Raw genomic sequence first — 25,286 nt, 5'->3', positions numbered from 1 at the left:
GTTAGTTGTCCAGAGGATCGCGGGCGATCTTGGCGTTGATCTCGGAAATGACCTTCTCGAAATCCTCGGCGTGCGAGAAATCCCGATAGACCGAGGCGTAGCGAACAAAGCCCACATCATCTAGGCTCTTTAAAGCTTCCAACACCTGAAGCCCGATCTGCTCGGAGCTAATCTCGACTTCGCCGGAGCTTTCCAGGCGCCGGACGATGCCGGAGACCGCACGCTCGATGCGGTCGCGGTCGACGGGACGCTTGCGCAATGCGATCTCGAAGGAGCGCACCAGCTTGTCGCGATCGAACGGCACCTTGCGGCCAGTCTTCTTCGACACCATCAGCTCGCGCAGCTGCACGCGCTCGAAGGTGGTGAAGCGACCGCCGCAATCAGGACAAATACGCCTGCGGCGGATGGACGTGTTGTCCTCCGCCGGGCGTGAATCCTTGACCTGTGTGTCTTCCGATCCGCAGAATGGGCAGCGCATGCGCTACTCTTAGCCGATGTAGTCGTACATTGGGAAGCGGTTGGTCAGCTCGACCACCTTGCCGCGGACGGCGGCTTCCACGGCTGCATTCCCCTCGTCGGAATTGGCGACCTTCAGGCCGTCGAGAACCTCAACGATGAGGTTGCCGATTTCCTTGAATTCCGCTTCCTTGAAGCCGCGCGTCGTGCCGGCCGGCGCGCCGAGGCGGACGCCCGAGGTGACGAAAGGCTTCTCGGGGTCGAACGGGATGCCGTTCTTGTTGCAGGTGATGTAGGCGCGGCCGAGCGCCGCTTCCGCGCGCTTGCCGGTCGCGTTCTTTTTGCGAAGATCGACGAGCATCAGGTGGTTGTCGGTGCCGCCGGAGACGACATCGAGGCCGCCGGCGATCAGTGTTTCGGCAAGTGCCTTGGCGTTCTTGACGATCTGCGCGGCGTAGTCCTTGAACTCCGGCTGCAGCGCTTCACCGAAGGCGACGGCCTTGGCGGCGATGATGTGCATCAGCGGACCACCCTGCAGACCCGGGAAGACGGCCGAGTTGAACTTCTTTGCCAGATCCTCGTCGTTCGTCAGGATCACGCCACCGCGCGGGCCACGCAGCGACTTGTGGGTCGTGGTGGTTGCGACGTGGCAATACGGGAACGGCGACGGATGCTGGCCACCGGCGACGAGACCAGCGATGTGAGCCATGTCAACCATCAGGTATGCGCCGACTTCATCGGCGATCTCTCGGAAGCGCTTCCAATCCCAGATGCGGGAATAGGCCGTGCCACCGGCAATGATCAGCTTCGGCTTGTGGGTACGTGCCTTCTCAGCGACGTCATCCATGTCGAGGAGGTTGTCGCCTTCGCGCACGCCGTAAGACACGACGTTGAACCACTTGCCAGACATGTTGACCGGCGAGCCGTGCGTCAGGTGACCGCCCGAGTTGAGGTCGAGGCCCATGAAGGTATCGCCTGGCTGCAGCAGCGCCAGGAAGACTGCCTGGTTCATCTGCGAACCGGAGTTCGGCTGAACGTTGGCGAAGTTGACGCCGAAGAGCTTCTTGGCGCGTTCGATCGCGAGTTCTTCAGCGATATCGACGAACTGGCAGCCGCCGTAGTAGCGCTTGCCCGGGTAGCCTTCGGCATACTTGTTCGTCATGATGGAGCCTTGGGCTTCCAGCACCGCACGGGAAACGATGTTTTCCGAAGCGATGAGTTCGATCTCATGCCGCTGACGGCCGAGTTCCTTGCCAATCGCGCTGAAGATTTCCGGATCGGTATCGGCAAGCGAACGATTGAAGAAGGTCTGGGTGGAAGCATTTGTCATGGGCGGGCTCCTCAACTGGAATGCGCGAAGGTATTAGCGCCCCGCCCTGCCAAGGGCAATACGGAGAACGACATTTGCTAGGCAATCTACGCGCAACAAAAAACCGCGCCTCGAAAGACGCGGTCTTGAAAGTGAACAAGAGGCTGAAGCCTCACTGAACCGGCTGCTCCGTGCCCGCCGTCGTGTCGAGCGCGAGTTCTGCATTGCCGTCGAGCTGGTAGATATCGTCGCGGAACTGTACGACGCCATCGGGCATACCCCACGCGGAAATGTAAACGAAGTAAACCGGCACTTCTTCAGCAAGCTTGATCGGCGTGTTGACGCGGGTCGTGATGACCTGCTCCATTTGCTGACGCGACCACGGCGGGGTCTCGCGCAGCAGCCACGTCGTCAGGTCGCGAACGTTCTGAACGCGAACACAGCCGGAAGATTCAAAGCGCATCAGCTTGTTGAAAAGGCCCTGCTGCGGCGTGTCGTGCATGTACTCGCCGTTCTTGTTGTAGAAATTGATCTTCGTGGAGGCCATAGCATTGATCTTGCCTGGGTCCTGACGGAACATCAGGTTCGGTGCCTTCTCGGCATTCCAATCGACCGTCTCAGGAGCCACCTCGTTGCCCTTGCCGTCGATCAGGCGAATGGCATTCTTCTCCAGGTAGGTCGGATCCTTGCGCATCAGCGGCACGATGTCCTTTTCGACGATCGAGCGCGGTGCGGTCCAATACGGATTGAGGATGACCTCGTAAATCTTCGAGTTGACGAGATGCGTCGGACGGCTGAGGCGACCGACAACGGCTGCATGGCGCGTGGCAACGCTGCCATCCTCTACCGCCTCAACATAAGCGGCCGGAATGTTCACCATCACATGGCGGCGCCCCAGTTCTTCCGGGAAGGTCTGAATGCGGATGAGGTTGGTGTTCAGCTGCTGCAGACGAACATCAGCCGGAATGTTCATCGCCTTCAGGGTGAACTCGCCGATAACACCGTCAGCCGGGAGACCATGCCGTGCCTGGAAGCGCTTGACCGCGCCGTCGACGTAGGAGTCGAAAGCACTGGAAATGCCTGCTTCGCGCGGAAGGTCGCCGGTGATGATCAGGCGCTGACGAAGGCTCTGGACGGCGGGATCAGTTACGCCGATCTGCAGACGCTGCTGGCTTGGGCTCACTTCCGGCCAACCGCCAGCGGACGCGATCTGCTGATACTGGGCGATTGCCTGCTGGATGCTCGGCACTGACTGTGGTCCGAGAATCGGCGTGTTGGAAACGACGGCCGTCGCTGTACGGGATGCCGCCTTTGCATCGAACTGGTCATCCCAATCGCCGCGCTGCGGGGCATTGATGAGCGAATCGATCGCCGACTGCGCGAATGCGGGGGCAGCCAAGGCGCCCGCACCAACCATTGCCGCAGACGTCAGAAACGCCCGGCGAGAAAAAGCTTCAGTTCCGATTTTCTTCGACATTCATCCCAACCACTAAATTGCCGCTGCTTGCGAGACCGGCGACCTTCGCTATCCCTGCGAAAACGCAAATCTCTACCAACCCGTCCCTAAGGCGCATCACACAATGTCCCTGCCGGCGATCACATGATTGCGAGCAGGGAGGGCGAGGTTACCGGACCTCAATTGAGAAGCGCCATTTGCCGTGCATTTCCGCTGACATGCTAATATGGCCAATTCGTGTCGTCCTGCACCGCGCTCAACCGTCGGTGGCGGGATGATACGCAAAAACCATACCAATCCACAGAATGTGGCGGTTAATAGCGGCTAAAAAACGGCTTGAATACAGGCGATTATGCTTGCCTGCCATGCGTTGCAAAGATGTCACGAAATCGCCGGGGGGGTGCGGATTACTCGCGCCAGTGGTCTGCCACCCACGGCGTCGGGCGGATGTAATGGCGCAGATAACGAAACAGCGATTTGTTTCGTCTCCACTCCGGATCGAACATATGACGGATGTGATCGAGCGGCGGCGCGGCACGGCCTTTCAGCCCGAACCGCCCTTCAACCGCGAACTGAGGATGGAAATCGCGAGGAAAAAGGATCACCCGCGCGTCAGCAGGGAGGCGCGGCGTCAGGAAATAATGCAGAGGGAAAGGCCAACAGCAGTCTTGCTTGAAATGCAGCACCCATCGGCGTGGAAAGAAATTCGCGCCACCGGGCGCATTTCGCGTCACGAACCGCTGTTCGAACTCGTACTTGTCGGCAACGCCTTGCGGGTCGGCGCGAAACTTCTCCTGCAACGGAACGAGCTTGCCGACAGGGAACCGAAAGAGCGAGGTCTGCCCGAGGCGCTCGAAGGGCGTCGTCTGGTTGCGCGAGAGGACAACATCATCAGGCCCGCCGACCTCGAAGAAGGCATCGAGTGAACCGACAATAACCAGATCGAGGTCGAGAAACAGAACCGGACCACTCAAATTGCCAAGCTTCGGCCCCCAAAGCCGTGCTTTGGGCCAGATGCCCTTCGTCCGGACTGGCATGTTTTCGACATCCAGCGGCGGCAGGTCCTCGCAGAGAATTTCCGGATTCAGGTTGGCGCGGCTGTCGGTGAAGCACGTGAAGGTGAAGGGCGGCGTGATGTTGCGTTTCACCATCGCGTACAGCCGGTTGATGAAGGGAGCCCCGTACTTCGTTCCCCAGCTGATGCAGATGACCTGCTTCACCCCACCGCTCGCAGCCAACACAGCTGACGTCATAACCTGCAACTCCTGATTCACTTCACGCGAGAACCCCAAGGTCCGTGCGAATGTCATTATCAAGTTGGCAGCCGAATATGTAGCCCCCGCATAGTGCAGCAAACGGCGAAAAGGGCGCTACGGATACCGTTGCGCCCTTTCATGCCTTGGAGGTCCGATAAGCCAGCAGGGAAGTTGGCTTAAGAGATTACAGGCGATACATGATGCTGTCGTTCCAGAAGCGGTCCAGACGGGTCAGCAGCTTGTTCATCTGCGTGAATTCGTCGGTGCCGATGCCGCCAACCTTGTCGATCGAGCCAATGTGGCGCTCATAGAGCTTGGCGACGGTTTCGGCGATGTCCTGGCCGGTTTCCGTCAGGCTGATGCGGACCGAGCGACGGTCGATGCGCGAGCGCTGATGGTTGATGAAGCCGAGATCGACTAGCTTCTTGACGTTGTAGGAAACGTTGGAGCCGAGATAGTAGCCGCGGGAGCGAAGTTCGCCGGCGGTCAGCTCGGAGTTGCCGATGTTGAAGAGAAGAAGCGCCTGGACGGCGTTGACGTCGCTGCGACCCTGACGGTCGAACTCATCCTTGATGACGTCGAGGAGACGGCGGTGAAGACGTTCAACAAGATGAAGGGATTCCATGTAAAGATCACGGATGCCCTGTTCCTGCTGGTCACGGAAGTTCGATACCGTCTGCGGCTTGATTTTCGTGTTCATGATGACTGCCTCACTGTTTGTTTGGCGGTGTTGGTTTTCTTCCCGCCTTGAGACAGACCCTATCGAATACAAATAAAATTCTACTTAAACCGCAGGCTTAACAGTGCCTTACCGGAAACCCCGCGTTGTATCAGGGTAAATCAACGCTTACCTGCTGGCGCCGCTTGCGCTTCTCGTACCAGAGGGCTGCGCGGAATCCCATATAGACCAGGGCCACCGCAACATGCAGCAAAACGATCAGTCGATTGGCCCCAAAGACCTCTGGCACGAAGCCGTGCATGATAATCTGTCCGCCTGCCGCGAGCACCCAGATAACCGGCCCCCAGGAGACGGCGAGCCAAAGGCCTAGAGACGCGACAGGGAAGAGAACGGCAAGGCTGGTGCTTGCGACCTTCCAGGGAAGGCTGAGCAAATCGAAGCGCCCTGCCCCCACCAGCGAATAGCCGACGAGCATCGCCCAATACTGCAATCCGAACCAGAAGCAGGAAATGGCGACAAGCCGCAGGAACAGAATGAAGAGAACGCTGGTTAGCGTCCGTTTTGGTATCGTCGGGGAATCAGCGTCCATGTCTCGAACAATAGGGTTGCGGTTGCGACTTCGCCAGCGCCTCATCAATTGCGGCCAATCGTCCGGTTTGGATTTGGTCCGTGCCATGATAATGAGCGCTTCGATAATTGGAATGGCAGAAAGCTGGAACGACCATGCAGGATAAGACCCATCTCGTCGACGAAATAACTGGCCATCGGCGCATGCGCCGCAATCGGAAGGCCGACTGGACACGGCGCCTCGTCCAGGAAAACCGCCTGACGGTCGACGATCTCATCTGGCCGGTTTTCGTCGTGCCCGGATCCGGCATCGTCGAACCGATACCGGCAATGCCCGGCGTCAACCGCATGAGTGTGGATAAGCTCGTCGAAGCCACCAAAGAAGCGGCTGATCTTGGCATCCCTGCGATCGCGACCTTTCCGAACATCGAAATGGAACTGCGCGACGAAACCGGCTCGAACAGTCTCGAGGCCAACAACCTGATCAATCAGGCGACGATCGCAATCAAGAAGGCAGTGCCGAATATCGGCGTTATCACCGATGTCGCGCTGGATCCGTTCACGAGCCACGGGCACGATGGAATCCTGCGACAAGGCGAGATCGTCAACGACGAGACCGTTGATCAGGTTGCCCGCGCAGCCGTCATGCAGGCAGACGCCGGTTCGGATATCATTTCACCTTCGGAAATGATGGATGGCCGAATTGGCGCCATCCGTCGCGCGCTTGATGCCGCCGGGCACCAGAACGTCGGTATCATGAGCTACGCGACGAAGTTCGCTTCGGCTTTCTACGGCCCCTATCGCGAGGCGATCTCAACGGGTGGACTGCTCAAGGGTGACAAGAAGACCTACTACATCGACCCAGCAAACGGCACCGAGGCGATCCGCGACGCCGCGCTCGATGTCGAGGAAGGCGCGGACATGCTGATGGTCAAGCCGGGGCTCCCCTACCTCGATATATGCTGGCGCATGAAGGAGGCCTTCGGCCTACCGACCTTCGCCTACCAGGTGTCAGGCGAATACACGCAGATCAAGGCTGCCGCGATGAACGGCTGGATCGACGGCGAACGGGCCATGCTGGAAACCCTGCTCTCCTTCAAGCGGGCTGGCTGCGATGGCGTCCTCACCTATTTTGCCGTCGAAGTGGCCAGAATTCTCGCCAAGCGCTGACCCTGCGCGAATATTGCATTTGCGGGAAGCGATACCATATCAGCGGCATCGCTTCTCGAAAGGAGACCGTAACAATGACGCTCACTCCCAACCCGCTTTATGCCGCACCGGACGACTGGCGCGCCTATAGCGGCACGCTGAGCCGTCGTGTCTTCGCGTTCATTCTCGACTACGTGATCATTCTGCTGCTCTGCATTCCGGCAGCGGTCATTCTCTTCTTCCTGTCGATCGTCACGCTTGGGCTCGGATTCTTCCTTTATCCGGCATTGTTCGTGATCGTCGCCGGCCTCTATTTTGGCTTCACCGTTGGCGGCTTCAATCAAGCCTCGCTCGGCATGCGGGCAATGGGGATTGCAATCATGCGAGTCGACGGGCAGCGAATGGATTTTTTGACGGCCATCGTTCACCTCGCGCTTTTCTGGATCCTGAACTCCGTTCTGACGCCGCTGATTCTGCTGGTCGGCCTGTTCACCGAGCGCAGCCGGCTTATCCACGATTTTCTCGTCGGCACCGTCACAGTCCGCACGGCCTGATTTGAGCCGTGGCGAGCCAAAATAAACGCTGCTTCTGATCTTTGCCGGGAGTCTCCCGGCACCATATCCCAAAGTATGACGCACGACATCGGGTTCGAAAACAGCCCCGCTGTTGACGTTTTTCATTCTTAAGTCATCCTGTCATATAGGCAGCGAACCAAAGGAAATCTCCGCAACAGATGAATACGCAGACGACGCCATCACCGCAGTTCTACCTGACTGCTCCGGCTGCGTGCCCTTATCTGGCCCATGAGATGGAACGGAAAGTCTTCACTCATCTCGTCGGGCCGCGCGCAGCGGAGATGAACGATATTCTGACGCAAGGCGGCTTTCGCCGATCGCAGAACATTGCCTATCGGCCGGCATGCGAAGCCTGCCGCGCCTGCATTTCGGTGCGTATCCTCGCGCAAGAATTCCTGCCCACGAAATCCATGAAACGCGTGCTGGCGGCGAACGACGATCTCATCTCCACGGAATTCCCCGCTCAACCTTCCAGCGAGCAATATTCGCTATTCCGACGGTATCTCGACTTTCGCCACCAGCAGGGCGGAATGTCCGACATGACGGTGCTCGACTATGCCATCATGGTCGAGGATACGCATGTGAACACCAAGATCATCGAGTACCGGCTTCGGGAGGAAGGAGCGGGCCTGGAAGAGCGTCCGACGGGCGAACTTGTGGCAGCCGCTCTCACCGATACCATGAGCGACGGCCTATCCATGGTCTATTCTTACTTCAATCCTGACATGGATCGGCGCTCCCTTGGGACATTCATGATCCTCGACCATATCAGGCGGACAAAGGCGTTGGGCCTTCCGCACGTTTACCTTGGCTACTGGGTTCAAGGGTCGCGGAAAATGGACTACAAGACTCGCTTCCAGCCGCAGGAGCACCTGACTTCGCGCGGCTGGGAACGTTTCGATCCCTCCGCACTGCCCGAAAGCACGCGCTACTAAATGCCCCTTCCCTCTCTTTCCGATCATCGGAAAGGCCTGCTGCTGACGGCGATCGGCGGTCTGGCTCTTTCCATGGACATTCCGTTGGTTCGCCTTGCGCACGGAGACATGTGGTCGATCCTTGGTATGCGCAGCATTACCACGGTCACCGTCGCACTGCTGGTGATTTGCCTCATCAGAAGCATCAAGGGGGACAATGGCCGGTGCCGGTGCCCGGCAGGCATGGCCTTGCGACAGGACTGCTCTACGGCTGCTCGACGCTGACCTTCCTGCTTGCCGTCTTCAACACGGCAACGGCCAACGTGGTTTTCATCGTCGCGTTCAATCCGATGTTCGGCGCGCTTCTCTCGTGGATATTCCTCAGTGAGCGGCCTTCGCTATCGACGTTCGTGACCATGGCCGTGATGGTATTCGGCGTTGGTTTGATCGTGCATGATGGATTGGCCGGGGGCCATGTCTTCGGCGATGCCATGGCGCTTCTCAGCGCCCTTATCCTCGCATCGGCTATCACGGTTGGGCGGGCATCACGCCGCGACATGGGCTTCGTGCCGCTGTTTGCCGCGACCCTGCCCGCCATCCTTGGCTTTGCCAAGGCATTTCCCGCCGGACTGACTATCGAGCATCCAGCCTGGATCATCCTCAATGGGGCAATCCTGATGCCAATCGCCTTCTGGTGCCTGGCAACTGGGCCACGCTACCTGTCAGCGCCGGAAGTCGGCATGTTCTATCTGCTCGAAACCATCCTGGCTCCGATCTGGATATGGCTGATTTTCGCGGAAGCCCCACCGACGATGACGCTCATCGGCGGCGCGATCCTGGTCTGCGCGATTATGGGGCACTCGCTTTGGATGGTTCGGACGAAGCCTGCGCAACAATCTCTGGCACACTGACGACCTGCATCGCCTCAAGCTCGCGTTCAAGGCCTTGCATCACGTGAACCCAGCCCTGTCGCGTCTGTTCTTCGAACTGGCCCCATTCGGCGCACATTTCATGCGAGAGCGTCAGCCGCGTGCCTTCGGCCAGCGATTCGATGTCAATCTGGATTCGATCCGCATTGTGATCATGCTCAGCGGCGGAGAAGCAGAAGACCATCCGCCGCGGCCGACGCAACTCTAGAAACACGCCGTAATGCACTGCATCACCTGTTGGACGCCGGTCGATGACGAGAAAATGCCCGCCAACCTTCGGATCGATATCAGCGCGGACAACGCGGCCTTCGTCGCTTGTGAAAAGGAAGCGTTTTGCAATCTGAGGGTTCAGCCATGCGTCATAAACGGCGCAGGGCGAGGCATTGAATATATGCGCAACGTTCAGGGTGATGGTATTGCAAGCACTCATCAACATTCCTCCGTGATCGGACATGATGCTCTTAAAAAGCGCCATACACGGTCATTCCGTCCGCCCGCGGAATGATGCCTGTCCATGTTATGATTACCGGACAGAGATAGAGGAGTTGCCTCGCCCGCCAAGAGCGAGGCCCGGATTTATTTTCGCTTAGCCGGCAAACTTGCCGCTGCGTGGGAAGCCCTTCGGAACGGTGCGACCGGCCGTGGCGCGATCGGCAAGCCATTCGGCAAGCTCATCCTTGTTTTTGGTAAAGGTGCGGCCTGCACTGTCCTCCCAAACGAGGCCGTCGGCAATCGCGAAGCAGCGTACGTCGGAAATGCCGCCATCCTTGTAGCGCTGCAGGCGGACACCTTTGCCGCGCGCCATTTCCGACACCTGCATCAACGGGAAGACAAGCAGCTTGCGGTTCTCGCCGACGACAGCCACATGGTCGCCGCTGACGGGAACGATCAGTTTGGTCTCGTCAGGCATGGAGACGTTCATGATCTGCTTGCCCTTGCGGGTATTGGCCACCATGTCGGCCTCGGCAACGACGAAGCCGTTTCCAGCTGTCGATACGATCATCTGCTTGCGGGCCGGATCGTGCACGAAGGCGGTCAAGACGTCCTGATCATTCTCCATGTCAATCATGATGCGCAACGGTTCGCCGTGACCTCGGCCGCCGGGCAGCTTGTCGCCCCCGAGGGTGAAGGCCTTGCCGCCTGTCGTTATGATAAGGATCTTGTCGGTCGTCTGCGCCGGGAAGGCCACCTTCAGTGCATCGCCTTCCTTGAAGGTCAGGGATGCGGTGTCGGAGATGTGGCCCTTCAGCGCACGGATCCAGCCCTTTTCTGAGACGACGACGGTGATGGGTTCCTTTTCGATCATCGCCTGTTGGATGGCCTGTTCGTCGGCCTCGGGTGCATCGGCGAACTGGGTGCGGCGGCGGCCGAGCTCGGTCGCTTTCGCGAACTTCTTCTTCACCTCGCCGATTTCCCAGGCGACGGTCTGCCACTGCTTTTCTTCGGATGCCAGCAGGGCCTCGATCTCGCCCTTCTCCTTGGTGAGTTCGTCGAACTCGGTGCGGATCTCGAACTCCTCGAGTTTGCGCAACGACCGCAGGCGCATGTTGAGGATCGCTTCGACCTGGTTGTCGGTCAGCGACCAGCGCGCGATCATCACCGGCTTCGGCTCATCCTCTTCGCGAATGATACGAATGACCTCATCGATATTGAGGTAGGCGATCAGCAAGCCGCCGAGGATTTCCAAGCGGCGGTCGATTGCGGCGAGACGGAAGCGCGAACGGCGCTGCAGAACTTCGCGGCGGTGGTCGAGCCACTCCTTCAGAACCTCGTTCAACGCCATGACGCGCGGGATGCGGCCCATGGAGAGAACGTTCATGTTCAGCGGGAAGCGGCTTTCCAGCTCCGTCAGCTTGAACATGGATTCCATGAGGATCGTCGGATCGACCGTCCGGTTCTTCGGCACCAGCACGACGCGGACGTCTTCGGCGGACTCGTCGCGAATATCCTCCAGCAAGGGCAGCTTGCGTGCCAGCAGGAGCTCGGCGATCTTTTCGATCAGGCGGGACTTCTGGACCTGGAACGGGATTTCGGTAACGACGATCTGATAGCCGCCGCGGCCGAGATCCTCTGTCTCCCACTTGGCGCGAGTCCGGAAGCCGCCGCGGCCGGTCTTGTAGGCCTCGATGATGCTCTCGCGGCTGTCGATGATGATGCCGCCGGTCGGGAAATCCGGGCCGGGAATGAATTCAACCAACTTTTCGACGGAGGCATCGGGATGCTTGATGAGGTGAAGCGCCGCGTCGCAGAGTTCGTGGACATTGTGCGATGGAATGGACGTCGCCATGCCGACTGCAATACCGGACGAACCGTTTGCAAGCAGGTTCGGGAAAGCGCCCGGCAGGACGACCGGCTCTTCGTCTTCCTCGTTGTAGGTCGGCCGGAAATCGACCGCATCCTGTTCGATGCCATCGAGCAGGAGACCCGCGACCTCGGTCATGCGCGCTTCTGTGTATCGGTAGGCGGCGGCACTGTCGCCATCGATATTGCCGAAATTGCCCTGCCCGTCGACGACGGGATAGCGCTGCGAGAAATCCTGGGCGAGACGCACGAGCGCGTCATAGACCGACTGGTCGCCATGCGGATGGAACTTACCGATGACATCGCCGACGATACGGGCGCATTTCTTGAAGGCCGAATTCGGCCGAATGCCCATTTCGCTCATGGCGTGAATAATGCGGCGGTGGACCGGCTTCAGGCCGTCGCGCACATCCGGAAGCGCGCGATGCATGATGGTCGATAGCGCGTAGGCAAGATAGCGCTCTTCGAGCGCCGCCTTCAGATCGACCGGAAGGATACTATCGTCGTCTCCGCCAGAGGGCGGCAAAATCTCTTGTCCCATATGTCCTGACTAGCCGAGATGACCCTTTTGGGCAAGGATTCCGGGCGTTCCGGCTGTGGACGAAGTCTTGTGAACACACGAAAAGAATGACCTGAGACACTTTGCCTGAATTTGGTCGTTCTTTCGTTTTCCCTTCAACACAAATTTAGAAATCCGCAAATATAAACCGCGATCGAACCACAGTAGACCGGCGCCGAATTCTCATTCGCCGCTCAGTACCGCCACCAGGGGACCCCAAATGACTTTTTACCGGACGACAGGGCTGATGCTTTCGGGCGCTACCTTTCTTTCTCTCGCCGGCTCGGCCTTCGCGCTCGACGGCCAGGATCTGCTTAAGAAGATCAATGCCGCCTATAGCCAGCAGGGCGGCACGATCGTCGCCGATGGCGTCGATGTCAACGGCACGACGGTAACGCTGAAGAAAGCGAGCTTTAAGGCCAACGGCGGTGAAGCAGTGTCGATTGGCGACATCACCATGACGGGCGTCGAGGAAGACGACGACGGCGGCTACTATGTCGAGGAGGCATCCTTCCCCAACATCAGCGCCACCAACGAGGGCGCCACTTTTACGGCCACCGACCTGACGCTCAGCGGCATCTCGATCCCGGCTGATCCAAAAGGTGAGGGCCTCGACTCCATGCTGCTCTACGAAAGCGCCCACAGCGGCCCGGTGAGGGTCGTCCAGAACGGTGCCGAACTGTTCTCGCTCGCTGGAAGCGACATGAACCTGACGCTTCGCGAAGATGAGTCCGGCTTCGATTTCGATGGCGCTTTCAAGGGCCTCAAGGCCGACCTCAGCAAGGCAACCGACGCACAGAGCAAGGAAGCGATCGACAAGCTCGCACTCCAGCACATCCAGGGCGACATCACGATGAAGGGCGCCTGGGACTTGACGCCGGGCACGATCGACGTGTCCGAATTTGCGTTCGACTTCAATAATATCGGTAAGCTCAATCTTGCCTTCAAAATCTCCGGCTACACGATGCCCTTCATAAAGTCGCTGCAGGAGGCCGCCAAGCAGGCTGAAGCAAACCAGAACAAGGAAGAGGCCCAGCAGGCTCTTGGCCTGTCGATGCTCGGACTGATGCAGCAGTTGTCGTTCGAAAGCGCCCAGATCCGCTTCGACGACGCTTCCATCACCAAACGCGCGCTCGATTACGCCGGCAGCCAGCAGAACATTTCCGGCCAGCAGATGGCGGATTCACTGAAGGCGATGACACCGATCATGTTGGCTCAGCTCAACATTCCGGAGTTGCAGAACGCCATATCGGCAGCCGTCAACACCTTCCTCGACAACCCAAAGAGCCTGACGCTTGCCGCCGCGCCGGCAAAACCGGTTCCGTTCCCGATGATCATGGGCGCGGCGATGGGTGCACCGAACACGCTGCCGCAGGTGCTTGGCGTGAAGGTTTCGGCCAACGATTGATGTGCCAAGCTTGAGTATATGAAACCCGGCGCGCAGTTGCCCGCCGGGTTTCTTTGTATTTGGAGCAAGTGATCACGCGGCGTAGCGGCGCAGCTCGCTCATTGCGTGCTCGACCATCTCAAGCAGTTCCGCGGTGGTGGCACCGTCACGCGCCTGTACCGACATGCCCTGGACGATCGCACCGAGGAAGCGAGCAAGCGATCCGGCGTTCGCATCCTGCCTGATATCTCCTTCTCTCATGCCGCGCTCGATGCGAGCGGTAAACAGCCCAAGCGTCTGCAATCGCAGCGACGAGACGTGGTGCGCAATGTCCTCGTTCTCGGAAGCACAATTCAGGACCGCAGTGGAGATCATGCAACCCTTGGGATGTTCCTGGGCGGTGAATAGGGCAGCCGACGTCTCGAGAAAGCGCGTAAACGCAGACACCGTATCGATCTTCTCCTCGAACGGGTTGCCGGGATTGGGCCGCGGCATGCGGCGGTACTGGTTCAACGCCTCGCGATAAAGCTCCGCCTTTGAGCGGAAAGCCGCGTAGAGGCTTTGCGGCGTGATCCCCATCGAAGCGGTCAGGTCGGCGATAGAGCTGCCGTCGTAGCCATGCTCCCAGAAGACGTCGCGCGCGGCGGAAAGAACCGTCTCGCGATCGAAGGCCGGCGGGCGGCCGCGCTTTCTTTGTCCACTATCTTGCGTGTCGTCACTATTTTTCACAATGGTCACTCTAGAAATATTTCCCGAACCGGTTTATTCAGGAACGATCATTGTGATTATAGGAGGTTTGATCCGATGAGTCTTCCCCTTGAACCCCAGGATGCACAGCAGACAGCCGGCTTCGCGAACGCGCTCGATGCGGTGATCGACCGCACCATCGCCGCAAAGCGCCTCGTCGGTGCAGTCGTCCTGATCGCCCAAGACGGCGATCTCGTCTATAGCCGCACCGCCGGCCTCGCCGACCGCGAAAAGGGACAGGCCATGGCCGAGGACACGATCTTCCGGCTCGCCTCGATCACCAAGCCGATCGCCACGATCGCCGCCATGCGGCTTGTCGAGGAAGGCCGCATCGGCCTCGACGATCCCGTGACGAAATGGCTGCCGGATTTCCGCCCGCGTCTTGCAGACGGCACGGAACCGGTCATCGCCATCCGGCATCTGCTCACCCATACATCCGGTCTTGGCTATGGCTTCACCGAGGAAGACGGCCCCTACGCCCGGGCCGGCATTTCCGACGGCCTCGATCAGCCCGGCTTGCCCATTGCCGAAAACCTGAAGCGGCTTGCGAGCGCCCCTCTTCTCTTCGCGCCCGGTTCGAGTTGGCAATATTCGCTCGCCATCGATGTCATCGGGGGCGTCATCGAAAAGGAGACTGGCAGTTCGCTCGGCGACGCGGTGGCAAGACTGGTGACCGAGCCGCTCGGCCTGGCTGACACCGCCTTTGCGGTGCGCGACCGGGATCGGCTGGCCGCCGCCTATATGAGTGCCTCGCCGGAGCCGGAGCGGATGGGCAAGGAAGCCTCCGTTCGGGCGCTGACCGGCTTCGTGCGTTTCGCGCCGGAACGCATCTTCGATCCGAACTCCTATCATTCCGGCGGCGCCGGCATGGCTGGAACGTCAGGCGAGGTGCTGGCGGTTCTGGAGACGATCCGCAAGGGCGGCGCACCGCTTCTCTCGCCCGAGACGGTCAAGACCATGATGGCGGATCAGGCGAACGGCGTGCGCCAGCCTCTCGATCCCGGCGTCGGATTCGGCTTCGGCTGGGCGGTGGTGACCGATCCGGTCGCCGCACAGGTGCCGTGGTCGAAGGGGACGATCCGCTGGGGCGGCGCCTACGGCCACAGCTGGTTTGTCGATCCTACAAAAAAACTGAGTGTCGTGGCGCTGACGAATACTGCACTGGAGGGGATGTGGGGGCAGTTCACGTTGGATCTGCGCGACACGATCTATGCGGCGGTTTGAAGCCAGAAACAAAAAAGCCCGGCAGGAGCCGGGCTTTTTTTTTCAATCGTGTACTCCGCCTCAGTCCTTCTTGACCGGCGGGATCGGGCGGATCGCCAGTTCGCGCAACTGCGTCGGCGTTGCCGGGGTCGGTGCACCCATGAGCAGATCCTGCGCCTGCTGGTTCATCGGGAACAGCGAGATCTCGCGCAGGTTCTTGGCGCCTACGAGCAGCATGATAATGCGGTCAATACCGAAGGCCGCGCCGCCGTGCGGAGGCGCGCCGTACTGAAAGGCGCGGTAGAGGCCGCCGAAGCGATCTTCCACGTCCTGCTGGCTGAGGCCGACCTTTTCGAAGGCAGCAACCATGGTTTCCGGCGACTGGTTACGGATCGAGCCGGAAGCAATTTCGAAGCCGTTGCAGACCGCGTCGTACTGGTAAGCCTTGATCGTTAGCGGATCCTGGTTCGTCAGCGCGTCGAGGCCGCCCTGCGGCATCGAGAACGGGTTGTGGGCGAAGTCGATCTTCTTTTCTTCTTCGTTGTATTCGAAGAACGGGAAGTCGACGATCCAGCACAGCTCGAAGCGATCGCGGTCGATGAGGTTGAGTTCGTCGGCGGCGCGGTTACGGGCTTCGCCCGCGAACTTGTAGAACTTGGACGGCTCGCCGGCGACGAAGAAGCAGGCATCGCCCACATCAAGGCCGAGCTGCGTGCGGATCGCCTCGGTGCGCTCCTCGCCGATGTTCTTCGCGAGCGGGCCGGAGCCGCCGATCTTGCCTTCTTCTTCCTTCCAGAAGATGTAGCCGAGGCCCGGCTGGCCCTGGCTCTGAGCCCAGGCGTTCATGCGGTCGCAGAATGCGCGCGAACCGCCGGTCTTGGCCGGGATCGCCCAAATCTCGACCTTCGGGTTCGAGGCGATCATGCCTGCGAAGACCTTGAAGCCGGAGCCGGCGAAGTGATCGGTGACGGCTTCCATGACGATCGGGTTGCGCAGGTCGGGCTTGTCGGAACCGTACTTGCGGATCGCCTCGTCGTAGGGGATACGCGGCCATTCCTTGGTGACCGGCTTGCCCTCGGCGAATTCCTCGAAGATCGACGTCATCATAGGGCCCGTGGTGTTCCAGATGTCTTCCTGGGTGACGAAGCTCATTTCGAGGTCGAGCTGGTAGAACTCGCCCGGCAAGCGATCGGCGCGCGGGTCTTCGTCGCGGAAGCACGGAGCGATCTGGAAGTAGCGATCGAAGCCGGCGACCATCAGCAATTGCTTGTACTGCTGCGGCGCCTGCGGCAGCGCGTAGAAGGTGCCGGGATGGATACGTGACGGCACGAGGAAGTCGCGCGCACCTTCGGGCGAGGAGGCCGTCAGGATCGGCGTCGTGTATTCGGTGAAGCCCACATTCGTCATCTCGCGGCGCATCGAGGAGATGACCTGCGTGCGCTTGACGATATTCTTATGCAGCGTTTCGCGGCGCAGATCGAGGAAGCGGTACTTCAGGCGAACGTCTTCCGGATAATCAGGCTCGCCGAAGACGGGCAACGGCAGCTCCTTGGCGGCGGAGAGCACTTCGATCTCCTGCGCGTAGAGTTCGATCTCGCCGGTCGCCATGTTCTTGTTGACGGTGTCTTCCGTGCGCGCCTTGACGAGGCCATCGATGCGGATGACCCACTCGCCACGAACCAGTTCGGCTTGCTTGAAGGCGGGAGAATCCGGATCGGCAACGACCTGGGTGATGCCGTAGTGGTCGCGCAGGTCGATGAACAGAACGCCACCATGGTCACGAACGCGGTGGACCCAGCCGGAAATCCGGACATTGGCGCCTACATCCGACTTGCGGAGGGCTGCACATGTGTGGCTGCGATAGCGATGCATAATCTCAATTCCCGGTATTTGGCTTAAGACGGCAGCAAGGGGCTCTGATGGCTCTCCCGTACCGACAAGAAAATCGGGCGGAAAAGCGCATGGACGGTCTGATTTGTCAAGGGTTGGCGCATAGGGTACGCACGTTGAGAAGGCTTTATGGCAAGCATGCAACCGTGTCATCGGAAAAAGCCATGCGGCAGTTTGGCAACCTCGTACCGTATTGCTGAAGCCTGCGGTCAACTTTAAAGAGAAGCCATATCGTTCGCGCGGAGTCTCGCCATGCCTCTTTTTACTCGCCGCAATCTCCTGAAAGCCTCGGCTGTAGCAGGCGCTTATGGCGTCGGGATCGGGATCGCTGGAAAGTTCGGGCTAGCTGAAGCGGCGCCAGAGGCGCAGGTGCTGAAAGCGGTGAAGACCACGGCCAGTCTTACCGATGCCGGCGTCACCAAAGACATCATGACTTGGGGCGATGGTGGCATGCCGCCAGTGCTACGGATGACCAAGGGCAAACCCTACGCGGCTCGACTGACAAACACGCTCGACGAGCCGACGACGATCCACTGGCACGGCTTGAGAATCGCCAACAAGATGGACGGCGTGCCGTTCATAACGCAGCCTTACGTCTATACCGGCGACAGCTTCGATTATGCCTTCACGCCACCGGACGCCGGCACCTTCTGGTATCACCCGCATTGCAACACGCTGACGCAGATGGGTCATGGTATGACAGGCGTACTCGTGGTCGAGGATCCTGATGATCCGACATTCGACGCCGAGGTGGTGCTCAATCTGCGCGACTGGCGCCTCGGCGCCGACGGCCAGTTCATTGCGCCTTTCCGGCCGCGCGACGCGGCGAAGACGGGCACCTATGGAACCGTCAGGACGGCCAACTGGCATCAAGAGCCACAATATGATGCGCCGGCTGGCGGTCTCATCCGGCTGCGGATCGTGGTGACCGACGTCACCCGCATCTTCTCGCTGAAGATCGAAGGGGCCGACGCGACGGTCATTGCGATCGACGGCAATCCCGTAGCGAAACGCTTTCCGCTCGATCTGCTGCTGATCGGCCCCGGTCAGCGCCTCGATCTTGCCGTGCGGATGCCGGACAGCGAAGGCGCTGTTGCCACGCTCGAAGACATCAGGGGCACGACACCGAAGACAATCGCCAGGCTCAAAGCGGTCGGAGCGTCGTTGAAGCGCAATGTCGGCGACCTCGCCGCGCTTGGCGAAAACCCGGTCGCCAAGGCCGATCTTTCTTCGGCACAGAAGATCCCGCTCATTCTCAGCGCGACGGCCGAAAGCGCGTCTGTCGACAGTATCTGTGGCACCCTCGGCTATAGCTTTTGGGCCATCAACAAGGTGCCGTGGCCGGGCGACACGCCGGACCCGACCGCGCCGCTGGCCGAGTTGAAGCTCGGCAAGAGCTACATCCTGCAACTCGAAAACGTGACACCGCACACGCACCCTATCCATCTGCACGGGATGAGCTTCACTGTAATCTCGTCATCGACGCGGGAGGTCATGCCACTCGTCAGCGACACCTATCTCGTCCAACCCGACGAAAAGGTGCAACTCGCCTTCGTGGCCGACAATCCCGGCGACTGGGTGCTGCATTGCCACATCATCGAGCATCAAAAGACTGGCATGACCAGTTATGTCAGAGTTGTTTGACGGCTATTTACGGGTTCTAGTTGACATATCCGGCCGAAAGGAGAAGGAAGGTTCAACTATGTTTATCCTGCGAATGAATTGAGATGATCGAAACAACCGCCGATTTGGAGGCGGCCTGCAAAGAGCTGGCCAAGTCAGAATTCATTACCATCGACACCGAGTTTCTCCGAGAGACAACCTTCTGGCCGGAACTTTGCTTGATCCAGATGGCAAGTCCGACGACGGACGTGCTGGTCGATCCGTTGGCGAAGGGTCTCGACCTCAAGCCATTCTTCGAACTGATGGCCAATTCTGCCGTCCTCAAAGTCTTTCATGCCGCGCGCCAGGATATCGAGATCATCTACAACCGCGGCGGCCTCATCCCGCATCCGATCTTCGACACGCAGGTCGCCGCGATGGTCTGCGGCTTCGGCGACTCCGTCTCCTACGATCAGCTCGTCAGCCGCACCAAGGGCGTCCAGATCGACAAGTCCTCGCGCTTCACCGACTGGAGCCGCCGGCCGCTTTCGGAAAAACAGCTGGATTACGCGCTCGCCGACGTGACGCATCTGCGGGACGTATACCTCTACCTCAAGGCCGAACTCGAGCGTGAAGGCCGCTCGTCCTGGCTTCGGGAAGAGATGGATATCCTCGAGGCCCGCGAGACCTACGATATGCATCCCGACGATGCCTGGCAGCGGCTGAAAATGCGCCTGCGCAAGCCGCAGGAACTCGCCATTCTCAAATATGTGGCTGCCTGGCGCGAGCGCGAGGCCCGCTCCCGCAACGTGCCGCGCTCGCGCGTGCTCAAGGACGACGCGATCTATGAGATCGCCCAGCAGCAGCCCAAGGACGCCGAAGCGCTCGGCCGCCTGAGAACGATCCCCAAGGGGTGGGAGCGATCGGCAGCCGGTATCGCCGTCGTCGAAGCGGTCAATGCCGCACTCGCCTTGCCGAAGGCCGAGATGCCGCACGCTCCACGGCAGACGCAGCCGCCGGAAGGTGCTGCCGCTGCCGCCGAGCTGCTGAAGGTCTTGTTGAAGCTGATCTCGGAAAAGCATGGCGTTGCACCGAAGGTGATCGCCAACAGCGAAGATCTCGACAAGATCGCGTCGGAGGGCGAGAAGGCAGAAGTCGCAGCGCTGCATGGCTGGCGGCGGGAACTCTTCGGCGAGCCGGCACTGCAGCTCATTCAAGGCCAGGTTGCTCTCCGCTTCGTCGGCAAGAAGGTCGAGACGGTGGCGCTCTAAGCGCCATCAAGCTGACCTTTTTGCGCGCAAAGTCATATCCAGATCGCTTCGATCTAGGGAAAAACCGACTTAGCGCGCCTTTCGGAAACGCTCGACGCTTCCTATATGCCGTAGGTATGCGGACAACGCGCCACCGCGAAAAGGACTACATGAGGGAAATATCTCCAGTCCAGAACTGGCTGTTGATCGCGCTTGTCATAGCCGCGAGCGGCGTTCTCTATGACATGCGCTTCTACGGCGGCCATCCCTTCGTTGGCGCAACCTTTGCATTGTTCATCGGCATGCCGATCATCGCTTTCGAACGCAAGGTGATCCTGCGGGGTCTCTACCGACGCATGCAGGCGCTACCGACGGTGACCTTCTTCCTCGCTGAGATCTTCGTCTACGAAATCCTGATGAGTGTTGGATTTGCAGTTGCCGGTCTCTCGATGTGGTGGCTCGGCCTCTTCAGTCCGGCATCGTGGGTCAATGCCGTTATCCTGCCCTTCGATGCCTTTCTCTACGCGCTCGCCGTGTGTGCGCTTATCATCTTCGTGCTGCGCATCCGAGAACTACTGGGTCGTGACATCTTCGCGAGCATGCTTTTCAGTCGCTACCGGAAGCCGATCAGCGAGGAGCGCGTCTTCCTCTTCATCGATCTGGTGGATTCGACCGCTTTTGCTGAGAAGCACGGCGATCTCCGGGCGCAACAGATGCTGAGTTCCTTGTTTGCCTCGTTCGCCGAGCCCGTCAGGAAATACAAGGGTACCATCGATGACTACGTGGGCGACGCCGCGATTATCAGCTGGCCATTGGAGCGCGGGATCAAGTTCGCGCGATGTGTGAACTGCATCTTCGACATTATCAGCGGGATTGAGGCAGATGCCGAGAGCTGGTTGAAAACATACGGTCAGGTCCCTCGCCTGCGCGCCGCATTGCACGGGGGTACGGTTATCACGGCCGAAATCGGCGTCGACCACCACAAGATCACCTACTTCGGCGACACCGTGAACACGGCATCCCGGCTTGAATCGCTCTGCAAGACGCTGAATCGATCGGTGCTCATTTCAAGCGACCTCGCCCAGCGGATCAAGATGCCCGAGAGGGTCTCGGCAGAGGATCTTGGAAACCACGCCGTTAAGGGTCGTGGTCAGAGCCTTGGCGTCATTGCTCTCGTCAAGGCGGACAACCGCAAGGCGTCACCAAAGCTTCATGCAAGCGTCAACGCGCCGACATGAAAGCCTTGCTAATCGAGACCCGCATTCCAATCCTCGGGGGTTTCGATGAAAAATACTCTTCTCGCTTCTGTTTCATTTCTTCTTTTGATCGCTGGTTCGGCGGTCGCCGACCAGCAGGAATTTCCAGCTAAACTCGCAGGCCAGGCCATTCTGCCGGCCAACACGGTGGTCGCGGCTCCGGCCGATGCGCCTGAATTCCTCAAGCATTCCGGCAAATTCACCACGGCTGACCGCAAGCGCACCGAAGCACTCGGCAGTGTTCCCGGCAAGGACGGTGCACGCGTCACCGACCTGAAGCTTCCCTTCGATGGCCAGGCTGTCCAGGGCTTCTCCGGCATCAAGACCATGCCGGACGGCACATTCTGGACGCTCTCCGATAACGGCTTTGGTTCCAAGGCAAATTCCAGCGACGCGATGCTCTTCCTGCATCAGGTGAAGTTCGACTGGCAGACGGGCAAGCTCGAGGTCATCAAGAACCTCTTCCTTTCCGACCCCGACAAGAAGGCTCCGTTCCCGATCGTGCTCGAGGGCGCAGAGAAACGCTATCTGACGGGTGCGGACTTCGACATCGAATCCGTGCAGCCTGTCGCTGATGGCTTCTGGCTCGGCGAGGAATTTGGACCCTACCTGCTCAAGTTCGACACCGAGGGTCGCCTGACCGACGTGATCTCAACCAAGGTCGACGGCAAGCCGGTTATGTCACCCGACAATCCGACGCTTTCCGTTCCTGCAAATCCAACCGCCAAGATGCCGGTCTTCAACCTGAAGCGCTCAGGCGGCTTCGAGGGTCTCGCGATGTCGAAGGACGGCAGTAAGCTCTATGGCCTGCTGGAAGGAGCGCTCTATCAGGACGACGGCAAGATGGAATCGGTCGACGGTCATACCGCCATCCGCGTCATCGAGTTTGACACCGCTTCCAAGAGCTGGACCGGTCGGACCTGGTTCTACCCCTTCGAGGACAAGGGCGTTTCAATCGGTGATTTCAACATGCTCGACGACTCGACCGCGCTCGTCATCGAACGCGACAACGGCGCCGGCACGAAGGGCAAGGCCTGCGCCGATCCCAAGCAGCCGAAGCCCGATTGCTTCGAGGCTCCGGCTGAACTCAAGCGCATCTACAAGATCGAGTTCAACGACGCCAACGTCGGCAAAGCTGTCCGCAAGATCGGCTACATCGACCTCCTGAACATCAAGGACCCGGACAACAAGAAGAAGGCCGGCAGCAAGGACGGCGTCTACGATATGCCGTTCGTGACGATTGAGAACGTCGACCGCGTCGACGCCACCCAAATCGTCGTCGGCAACGACAACAACCTGCCCTTCTCGGCGGGCCGTGCCGTCGACAAGGCCGACAACAACGAGTTCAGCCTGCTCGAAGTCGGCGAACTCCTGAACGCGAAATGAGCTACGCTCCCACAGGGAAGGTCCCGCTCGAAGTGAGCGGGGCTTTCCAGAAACGAGCGGCGCACGCTAGAATTGGTCGAAGTGCCCGGCCACGGGTTCGAAACCGCGAACTACCGCTCCGTTGCGCCCTTTCCGGCGAGAATGTGATCCCGGAATTTAGCGATCCGCGTGGTTCGCGTTTCTGACTTCTTCACCCCGTTGAGATTGATCACGTAGCTTTTCTGCCGGCCAGGTGTCAGATCATGAAAAGCCTCGGCGAGTTCAGGGTCGGAATCCAAGGCTTCGATCAACTCGTCAGGCAAGTCTACTTGGCCTTGCCCCTTCGGCGGCTTGATGCCAGCCTCTGCATAGCCCATCGCTTCCTTCAAGTAGGAACGGATAACGGGCTCCATCTTTACGACCTGTGCGTTCTCCACAAAGCGAAGCATGTCGGGATGTTGGGTGTTCGCCCCCTGCTTCTCAAGCACGCCTTCGGGATCCTTCAACAGTGCGGCGTTAAAGAAACTCAGACGAAAGTCGCCGCGGAAGGCGCCGATTATCACGATATTGCGGCTCCCATGCATGTAACAGGGATGCGCCCACTTCACCGTCTCGACGAGGCCCACATCGCGACAGATGCGGCGAAGTTCGTTTAGGCCGTCAATCCATCGCCGCGTCGAACAGTCCGGTGTGGCAAACCGCTCGCAGCGTCCGCATCCTTTCGTGAAAAAGTCTTCAATATCCGTGATCATGTCTCTCGCCCAAATTTCGCTCGTGATGTTGGCTGGCAAATATACCAAGCCAATACGTCAACTTAGGGCCGAAATCTGTGGAAACTCACCGTAAGCGATCAACAAAGTCGTCGGACTGTTCGGTGGTGTGCCTCGATCAACCGCGAGGCGCTACTCGAAGCGAAACGCCAAGCGCTTGTTGGTTAGCCTGGACAGCTGTTGCAAACGGCCCTCAAGACGCTCGCCGGCAAAATCGTGATACTCCGCCGGAACCACGAACTCCAGGTCCAGATCGGGATTGGACGACTTCTGGAAACTCAGGTTGCGGACCACGCCCGGCATGGACGCCGAGAAGAGGTAGACGACCCGCAGCATTCCGCCGAGGAGTTTGGCGCGCTCGACATATTGCGGCGTAGCGATCGTAGCCAACGGCCCCGTCGCGCCGTCATCGTGAGGCCCTTCGAACCGGTAGTAGTTGGTGAGCGCGATGAATGCGCGGCCGGGATGGCTGATGCCGACGAAGGACGAATGAGCAATGATGTTCAGCGCCTGCAAGCCACGATAGTCCGGATGCGCGCGCCAACTGATGTCGGCGAGCAGGCATGCAGCCTGACGATAGCGCGCCTCTTCCTTCGTCTCGGCGACGCCGAAATAAGGCATCATCCGACCGGTCCACTCCGCAAGTTCTCTGGCATGCTCCGGCGAACGAGCGCGGAGAATGGCAAGCTCGCCCGCCGCGGCCAAAAGCGGATCGCTGCGGCGCTCGCTGTCGGAAAGCAATGAATAGAGATAGCCTTCGCGCACGCCCTGCCCCGAAAACGAGATTACAGAGGGGCTCATCGCACTCAGGACTTCCTTCATGGCAACCGCGCCGAAGGGAAGCAACGCGCGGCGATGCTTCGAGACGGCCAACCATGCAGGATCTCTCGAGTCCCTGGCGATCTCCACCTGGTCGAGGAACTGCATCATCGCCTCGAGCGAAACCTCGTAACCCTGCATCATGTGCAGCGGATACTGCGTCAATTCCATGTGCAGCTTGGCGATGTTTCGCCAGGTGCCGCCAACGGCGTAGAAGGTACGCCCCGCGCCCTTCGCCAGAAGCTTGGAACTTGTTTTCACATGCTTGCGGGCGAAGGTTCGGGCCTTCTCCATCGAGCCGCCTGCATATTCGGACAGGCGAAGCCCCCCCAGCGGCAAGGTTACACCGTTGCCGATTTCCTTGCCCTTGATGTCAATCAATTCAAGCGAGCCACCGCCCAGATCGCCCGCGATACCGTCCGGCTCATAGAAACCGCTGACAATGCCGAGGGCGGAGAACTTCGCCTCTTCCTCACCGGAGAGAACGCGAATCTTGCGCTGAAGAATGGTCTCCGCCTGGTGGATGAAGTCGGGGCCGTTGGATGCCTCGCGGGCGGCTGCCGTCGCCAGAACATACATGGTGGCGGCGCGCGCCTGATCGGACAACGCCTTGAACCGATGCAAGGCGGCCAGAGCACGCTCGACGCTCGCCTCATCCATCTTGCCGGTCAGCGCGATGCCCTTGCCCAACCCGCACAACACCTTTTCGTTGAAAAGGATCGTCGGCGAACGGGACATGCCTTCATAGATGACCACACGGATCGAGTTCGACCCGATATCGACAACGGAGACCGGGGCAATCCCTGGAAGGCGCCCCTGGGCTTCTGATTCAACCATGCAGGTCCAT

The 25,286-nt window shown here is 59.6% G+C and carries 21 protein-coding genes and 1 pseudogene; 10 read left to right on the top strand and 12 right to left on the bottom strand.

Translation table 11 applies throughout. The annotated features are described in order from the left end of the window. Window position 1 precedes the first annotated feature (1 nt). The 6 genes from nrdR to ATY79_RS06470 all read right to left on the bottom strand — a co-directional run bounded on the left by nrdR (window position 2) and on the right by ATY79_RS06470 (window position 5,745). The gene (gene nrdR, locus ATY79_RS06495; protein WP_007531462.1) at window positions 2–478 is read right to left on the bottom strand and encodes a transcriptional regulator NrdR; all 477 of its coding nucleotides are present in this window, start codon (window positions 476–478) and stop codon (window positions 2–4) included. Between the two features lie 9 nt (window positions 479–487). Then, window positions 488–1,786 carry a serine hydroxymethyltransferase gene (gene glyA, locus ATY79_RS06490; RefSeq protein WP_088691739.1) on the bottom strand — a complete coding sequence of 433 codons (1,299 nt, stop codon included), beginning with the start codon at window positions 1,784–1,786 and terminating at the stop codon, window positions 488–490. Window positions 1,787–1,937: 151 nt separating this feature from the next. Continuing rightward, window positions 1,938–3,242: a L,D-transpeptidase family protein gene (locus ATY79_RS06485; RefSeq protein ID WP_088691738.1), complete on the bottom strand. Its 1,305-nt coding sequence runs from the start codon at window positions 3,240–3,242 to the stop codon at window positions 1,938–1,940. A gap of 386 nt (window positions 3,243–3,628) precedes the next feature. Then, complete coding sequence (locus tag ATY79_RS06480) at window positions 3,629–4,474, bottom strand: glycosyl transferase (protein ID WP_088691737.1); 846 nt, start codon at window positions 4,472–4,474, stop codon at window positions 3,629–3,631. A 187-nt stretch (window positions 4,475–4,661) separates the two neighbouring features. Beyond that, window positions 4,662–5,177, bottom strand: coding sequence for a MarR family winged helix-turn-helix transcriptional regulator (locus ATY79_RS06475; protein ID WP_088691736.1), 516 nt, complete (start codon window positions 5,175–5,177; stop codon window positions 4,662–4,664). A 130-nt stretch (window positions 5,178–5,307) separates the two neighbouring features. After that, complete coding sequence (locus ATY79_RS06470) at window positions 5,308–5,745, bottom strand: DUF6163 family protein (protein WP_088691735.1); 438 nt, start codon at window positions 5,743–5,745, stop codon at window positions 5,308–5,310. A 134-nt stretch (window positions 5,746–5,879) separates the two neighbouring features. On the opposite strand from ATY79_RS06470, the gene hemB reads away from it, so the two are divergent. From hemB to ATY79_RS06450, 4 genes and pseudogenes are all read left to right on the top strand, one after another. Continuing rightward, window positions 5,880–6,893 (top strand): porphobilinogen synthase, encoded by a 1,014-nt coding sequence (gene hemB, locus ATY79_RS06465; RefSeq protein ID WP_088691734.1) that lies wholly within the window; start codon window positions 5,880–5,882, stop codon window positions 6,891–6,893. Between the two features lie 74 nt (window positions 6,894–6,967). After that, window positions 6,968–7,426, top strand: coding sequence for an RDD family protein (locus ATY79_RS06460; RefSeq protein WP_088691733.1), 459 nt, complete (start codon window positions 6,968–6,970; stop codon window positions 7,424–7,426). A gap of 179 nt (window positions 7,427–7,605) precedes the next feature. Continuing rightward, entirely contained in the window at window positions 7,606–8,382 is a 777-nt protein-coding gene (locus ATY79_RS06455) for an arginyltransferase (protein ID WP_088691732.1), read from the top strand. Then, window positions 8,383–9,272 (top strand): annotated as a pseudogene (locus tag ATY79_RS06450) (DMT family transporter). Here ATY79_RS06450 and ATY79_RS06445 read toward each other — a convergent pair. After that, the gene (locus ATY79_RS06445) at window positions 9,211–9,720 is read right to left on the bottom strand and encodes an SRPBCC domain-containing protein (RefSeq protein WP_245306776.1); all 510 of its coding nucleotides are present in this window, start codon (window positions 9,718–9,720) and stop codon (window positions 9,211–9,213) included. The pseudogene ATY79_RS06450 and the gene ATY79_RS06445 sit on opposite strands and share 62 nt — an antisense overlap. 156 nt (window positions 9,721–9,876) lie before the next feature. Next, window positions 9,877–12,132 (bottom strand): DNA topoisomerase IV subunit A, encoded by a 2,256-nt coding sequence (gene parC, locus ATY79_RS06440; RefSeq protein ID WP_088691730.1) that lies wholly within the window; start codon window positions 12,130–12,132, stop codon window positions 9,877–9,879. Between the two features lie 238 nt (window positions 12,133–12,370). Between parC and ATY79_RS06435 the strand changes: the two genes are divergently transcribed. Beyond that, window positions 12,371–13,558 (top strand): hypothetical protein, encoded by a 1,188-nt coding sequence (locus tag ATY79_RS06435; RefSeq protein WP_088691729.1) that lies wholly within the window; start codon window positions 12,371–12,373, stop codon window positions 13,556–13,558. Window positions 13,559–13,630: 72 nt separating this feature from the next. Here ATY79_RS06435 and ATY79_RS06430 read toward each other — a convergent pair whose 3' ends face one another. Further along, on the bottom strand, window positions 13,631–14,275 hold the full coding sequence (locus ATY79_RS06430; protein ID WP_088691728.1) for a TetR/AcrR family transcriptional regulator: 645 nt from the start codon (window positions 14,273–14,275) through the stop codon (window positions 13,631–13,633). Between the two features lie 66 nt (window positions 14,276–14,341). Here ATY79_RS06430 and ATY79_RS06425 point away from each other — a divergent pair, with 66 nt between their 5' ends. Continuing rightward, window positions 14,342–15,508, top strand: a complete 1,167-nt coding sequence (locus ATY79_RS06425) for a serine hydrolase domain-containing protein (protein ID WP_088691727.1) — start codon at window positions 14,342–14,344, stop codon at window positions 15,506–15,508. A gap of 60 nt (window positions 15,509–15,568) precedes the next feature. Here ATY79_RS06425 and aspS read toward each other — a convergent pair whose 3' ends face one another. Further along, a complete protein-coding gene (gene aspS / locus ATY79_RS06420; RefSeq protein WP_088691726.1) occupies window positions 15,569–17,359 on the bottom strand; it encodes an aspartate--tRNA ligase in 1,791 nt (596 codons plus the stop codon). A 270-nt stretch (window positions 17,360–17,629) separates the two neighbouring features. Here aspS and ATY79_RS06415 point away from each other — a divergent pair, with 270 nt between their 5' ends. From ATY79_RS06415 to ATY79_RS06400, 4 genes are all read left to right on the top strand, one after another. Further along, the gene (locus ATY79_RS06415) at window positions 17,630–19,021 is read left to right on the top strand and encodes a multicopper oxidase family protein (protein ID WP_088691725.1); all 1,392 of its coding nucleotides are present in this window, start codon (window positions 17,630–17,632) and stop codon (window positions 19,019–19,021) included. Window positions 19,022–19,104: 83 nt separating this feature from the next. Then, a complete protein-coding gene (gene rnd, locus ATY79_RS06410) occupies window positions 19,105–20,250 on the top strand; it encodes a ribonuclease D (protein WP_088691724.1) in 1,146 nt (381 codons plus the stop codon). Between the two features lie 149 nt (window positions 20,251–20,399). Beyond that, on the top strand, window positions 20,400–21,467 hold the full coding sequence (locus ATY79_RS06405; protein ID WP_088691865.1) for an adenylate/guanylate cyclase domain-containing protein: 1,068 nt from the start codon (window positions 20,400–20,402) through the stop codon (window positions 21,465–21,467). Between the two features lie 45 nt (window positions 21,468–21,512). Beyond that, entirely contained in the window at window positions 21,513–22,871 is a 1,359-nt protein-coding gene (locus tag ATY79_RS06400; RefSeq protein ID WP_088703372.1) for an esterase-like activity of phytase family protein, read from the top strand. A gap of 110 nt (window positions 22,872–22,981) precedes the next feature. Here the strand turns inward: ATY79_RS06400 and ATY79_RS06395 are convergent, their stop codons facing one another. Next, complete coding sequence (locus ATY79_RS06395; RefSeq protein ID WP_088691722.1) at window positions 22,982–23,602, bottom strand: YdeI/OmpD-associated family protein; 621 nt, start codon at window positions 23,600–23,602, stop codon at window positions 22,982–22,984. A gap of 150 nt (window positions 23,603–23,752) precedes the next feature. Further along, window positions 23,753–25,276, bottom strand: coding sequence for an exopolyphosphatase (gene ppx / locus ATY79_RS06390; RefSeq protein ID WP_088691721.1), 1,524 nt, complete (start codon window positions 25,274–25,276; stop codon window positions 23,753–23,755). Between the last annotated feature and the right edge of the window lie 10 nt (window positions 25,277–25,286).

This window comes from Rhizobium sp. R693, assembly GCF_002211315.1.
GTDB lineage: Bacteria > Pseudomonadota > Alphaproteobacteria > Rhizobiales > Rhizobiaceae > Rhizobium.
The sequence above is the reverse complement of the archived record's forward strand: the minus strand, read 5'-3'. Positions and strand labels throughout refer to the sequence as shown.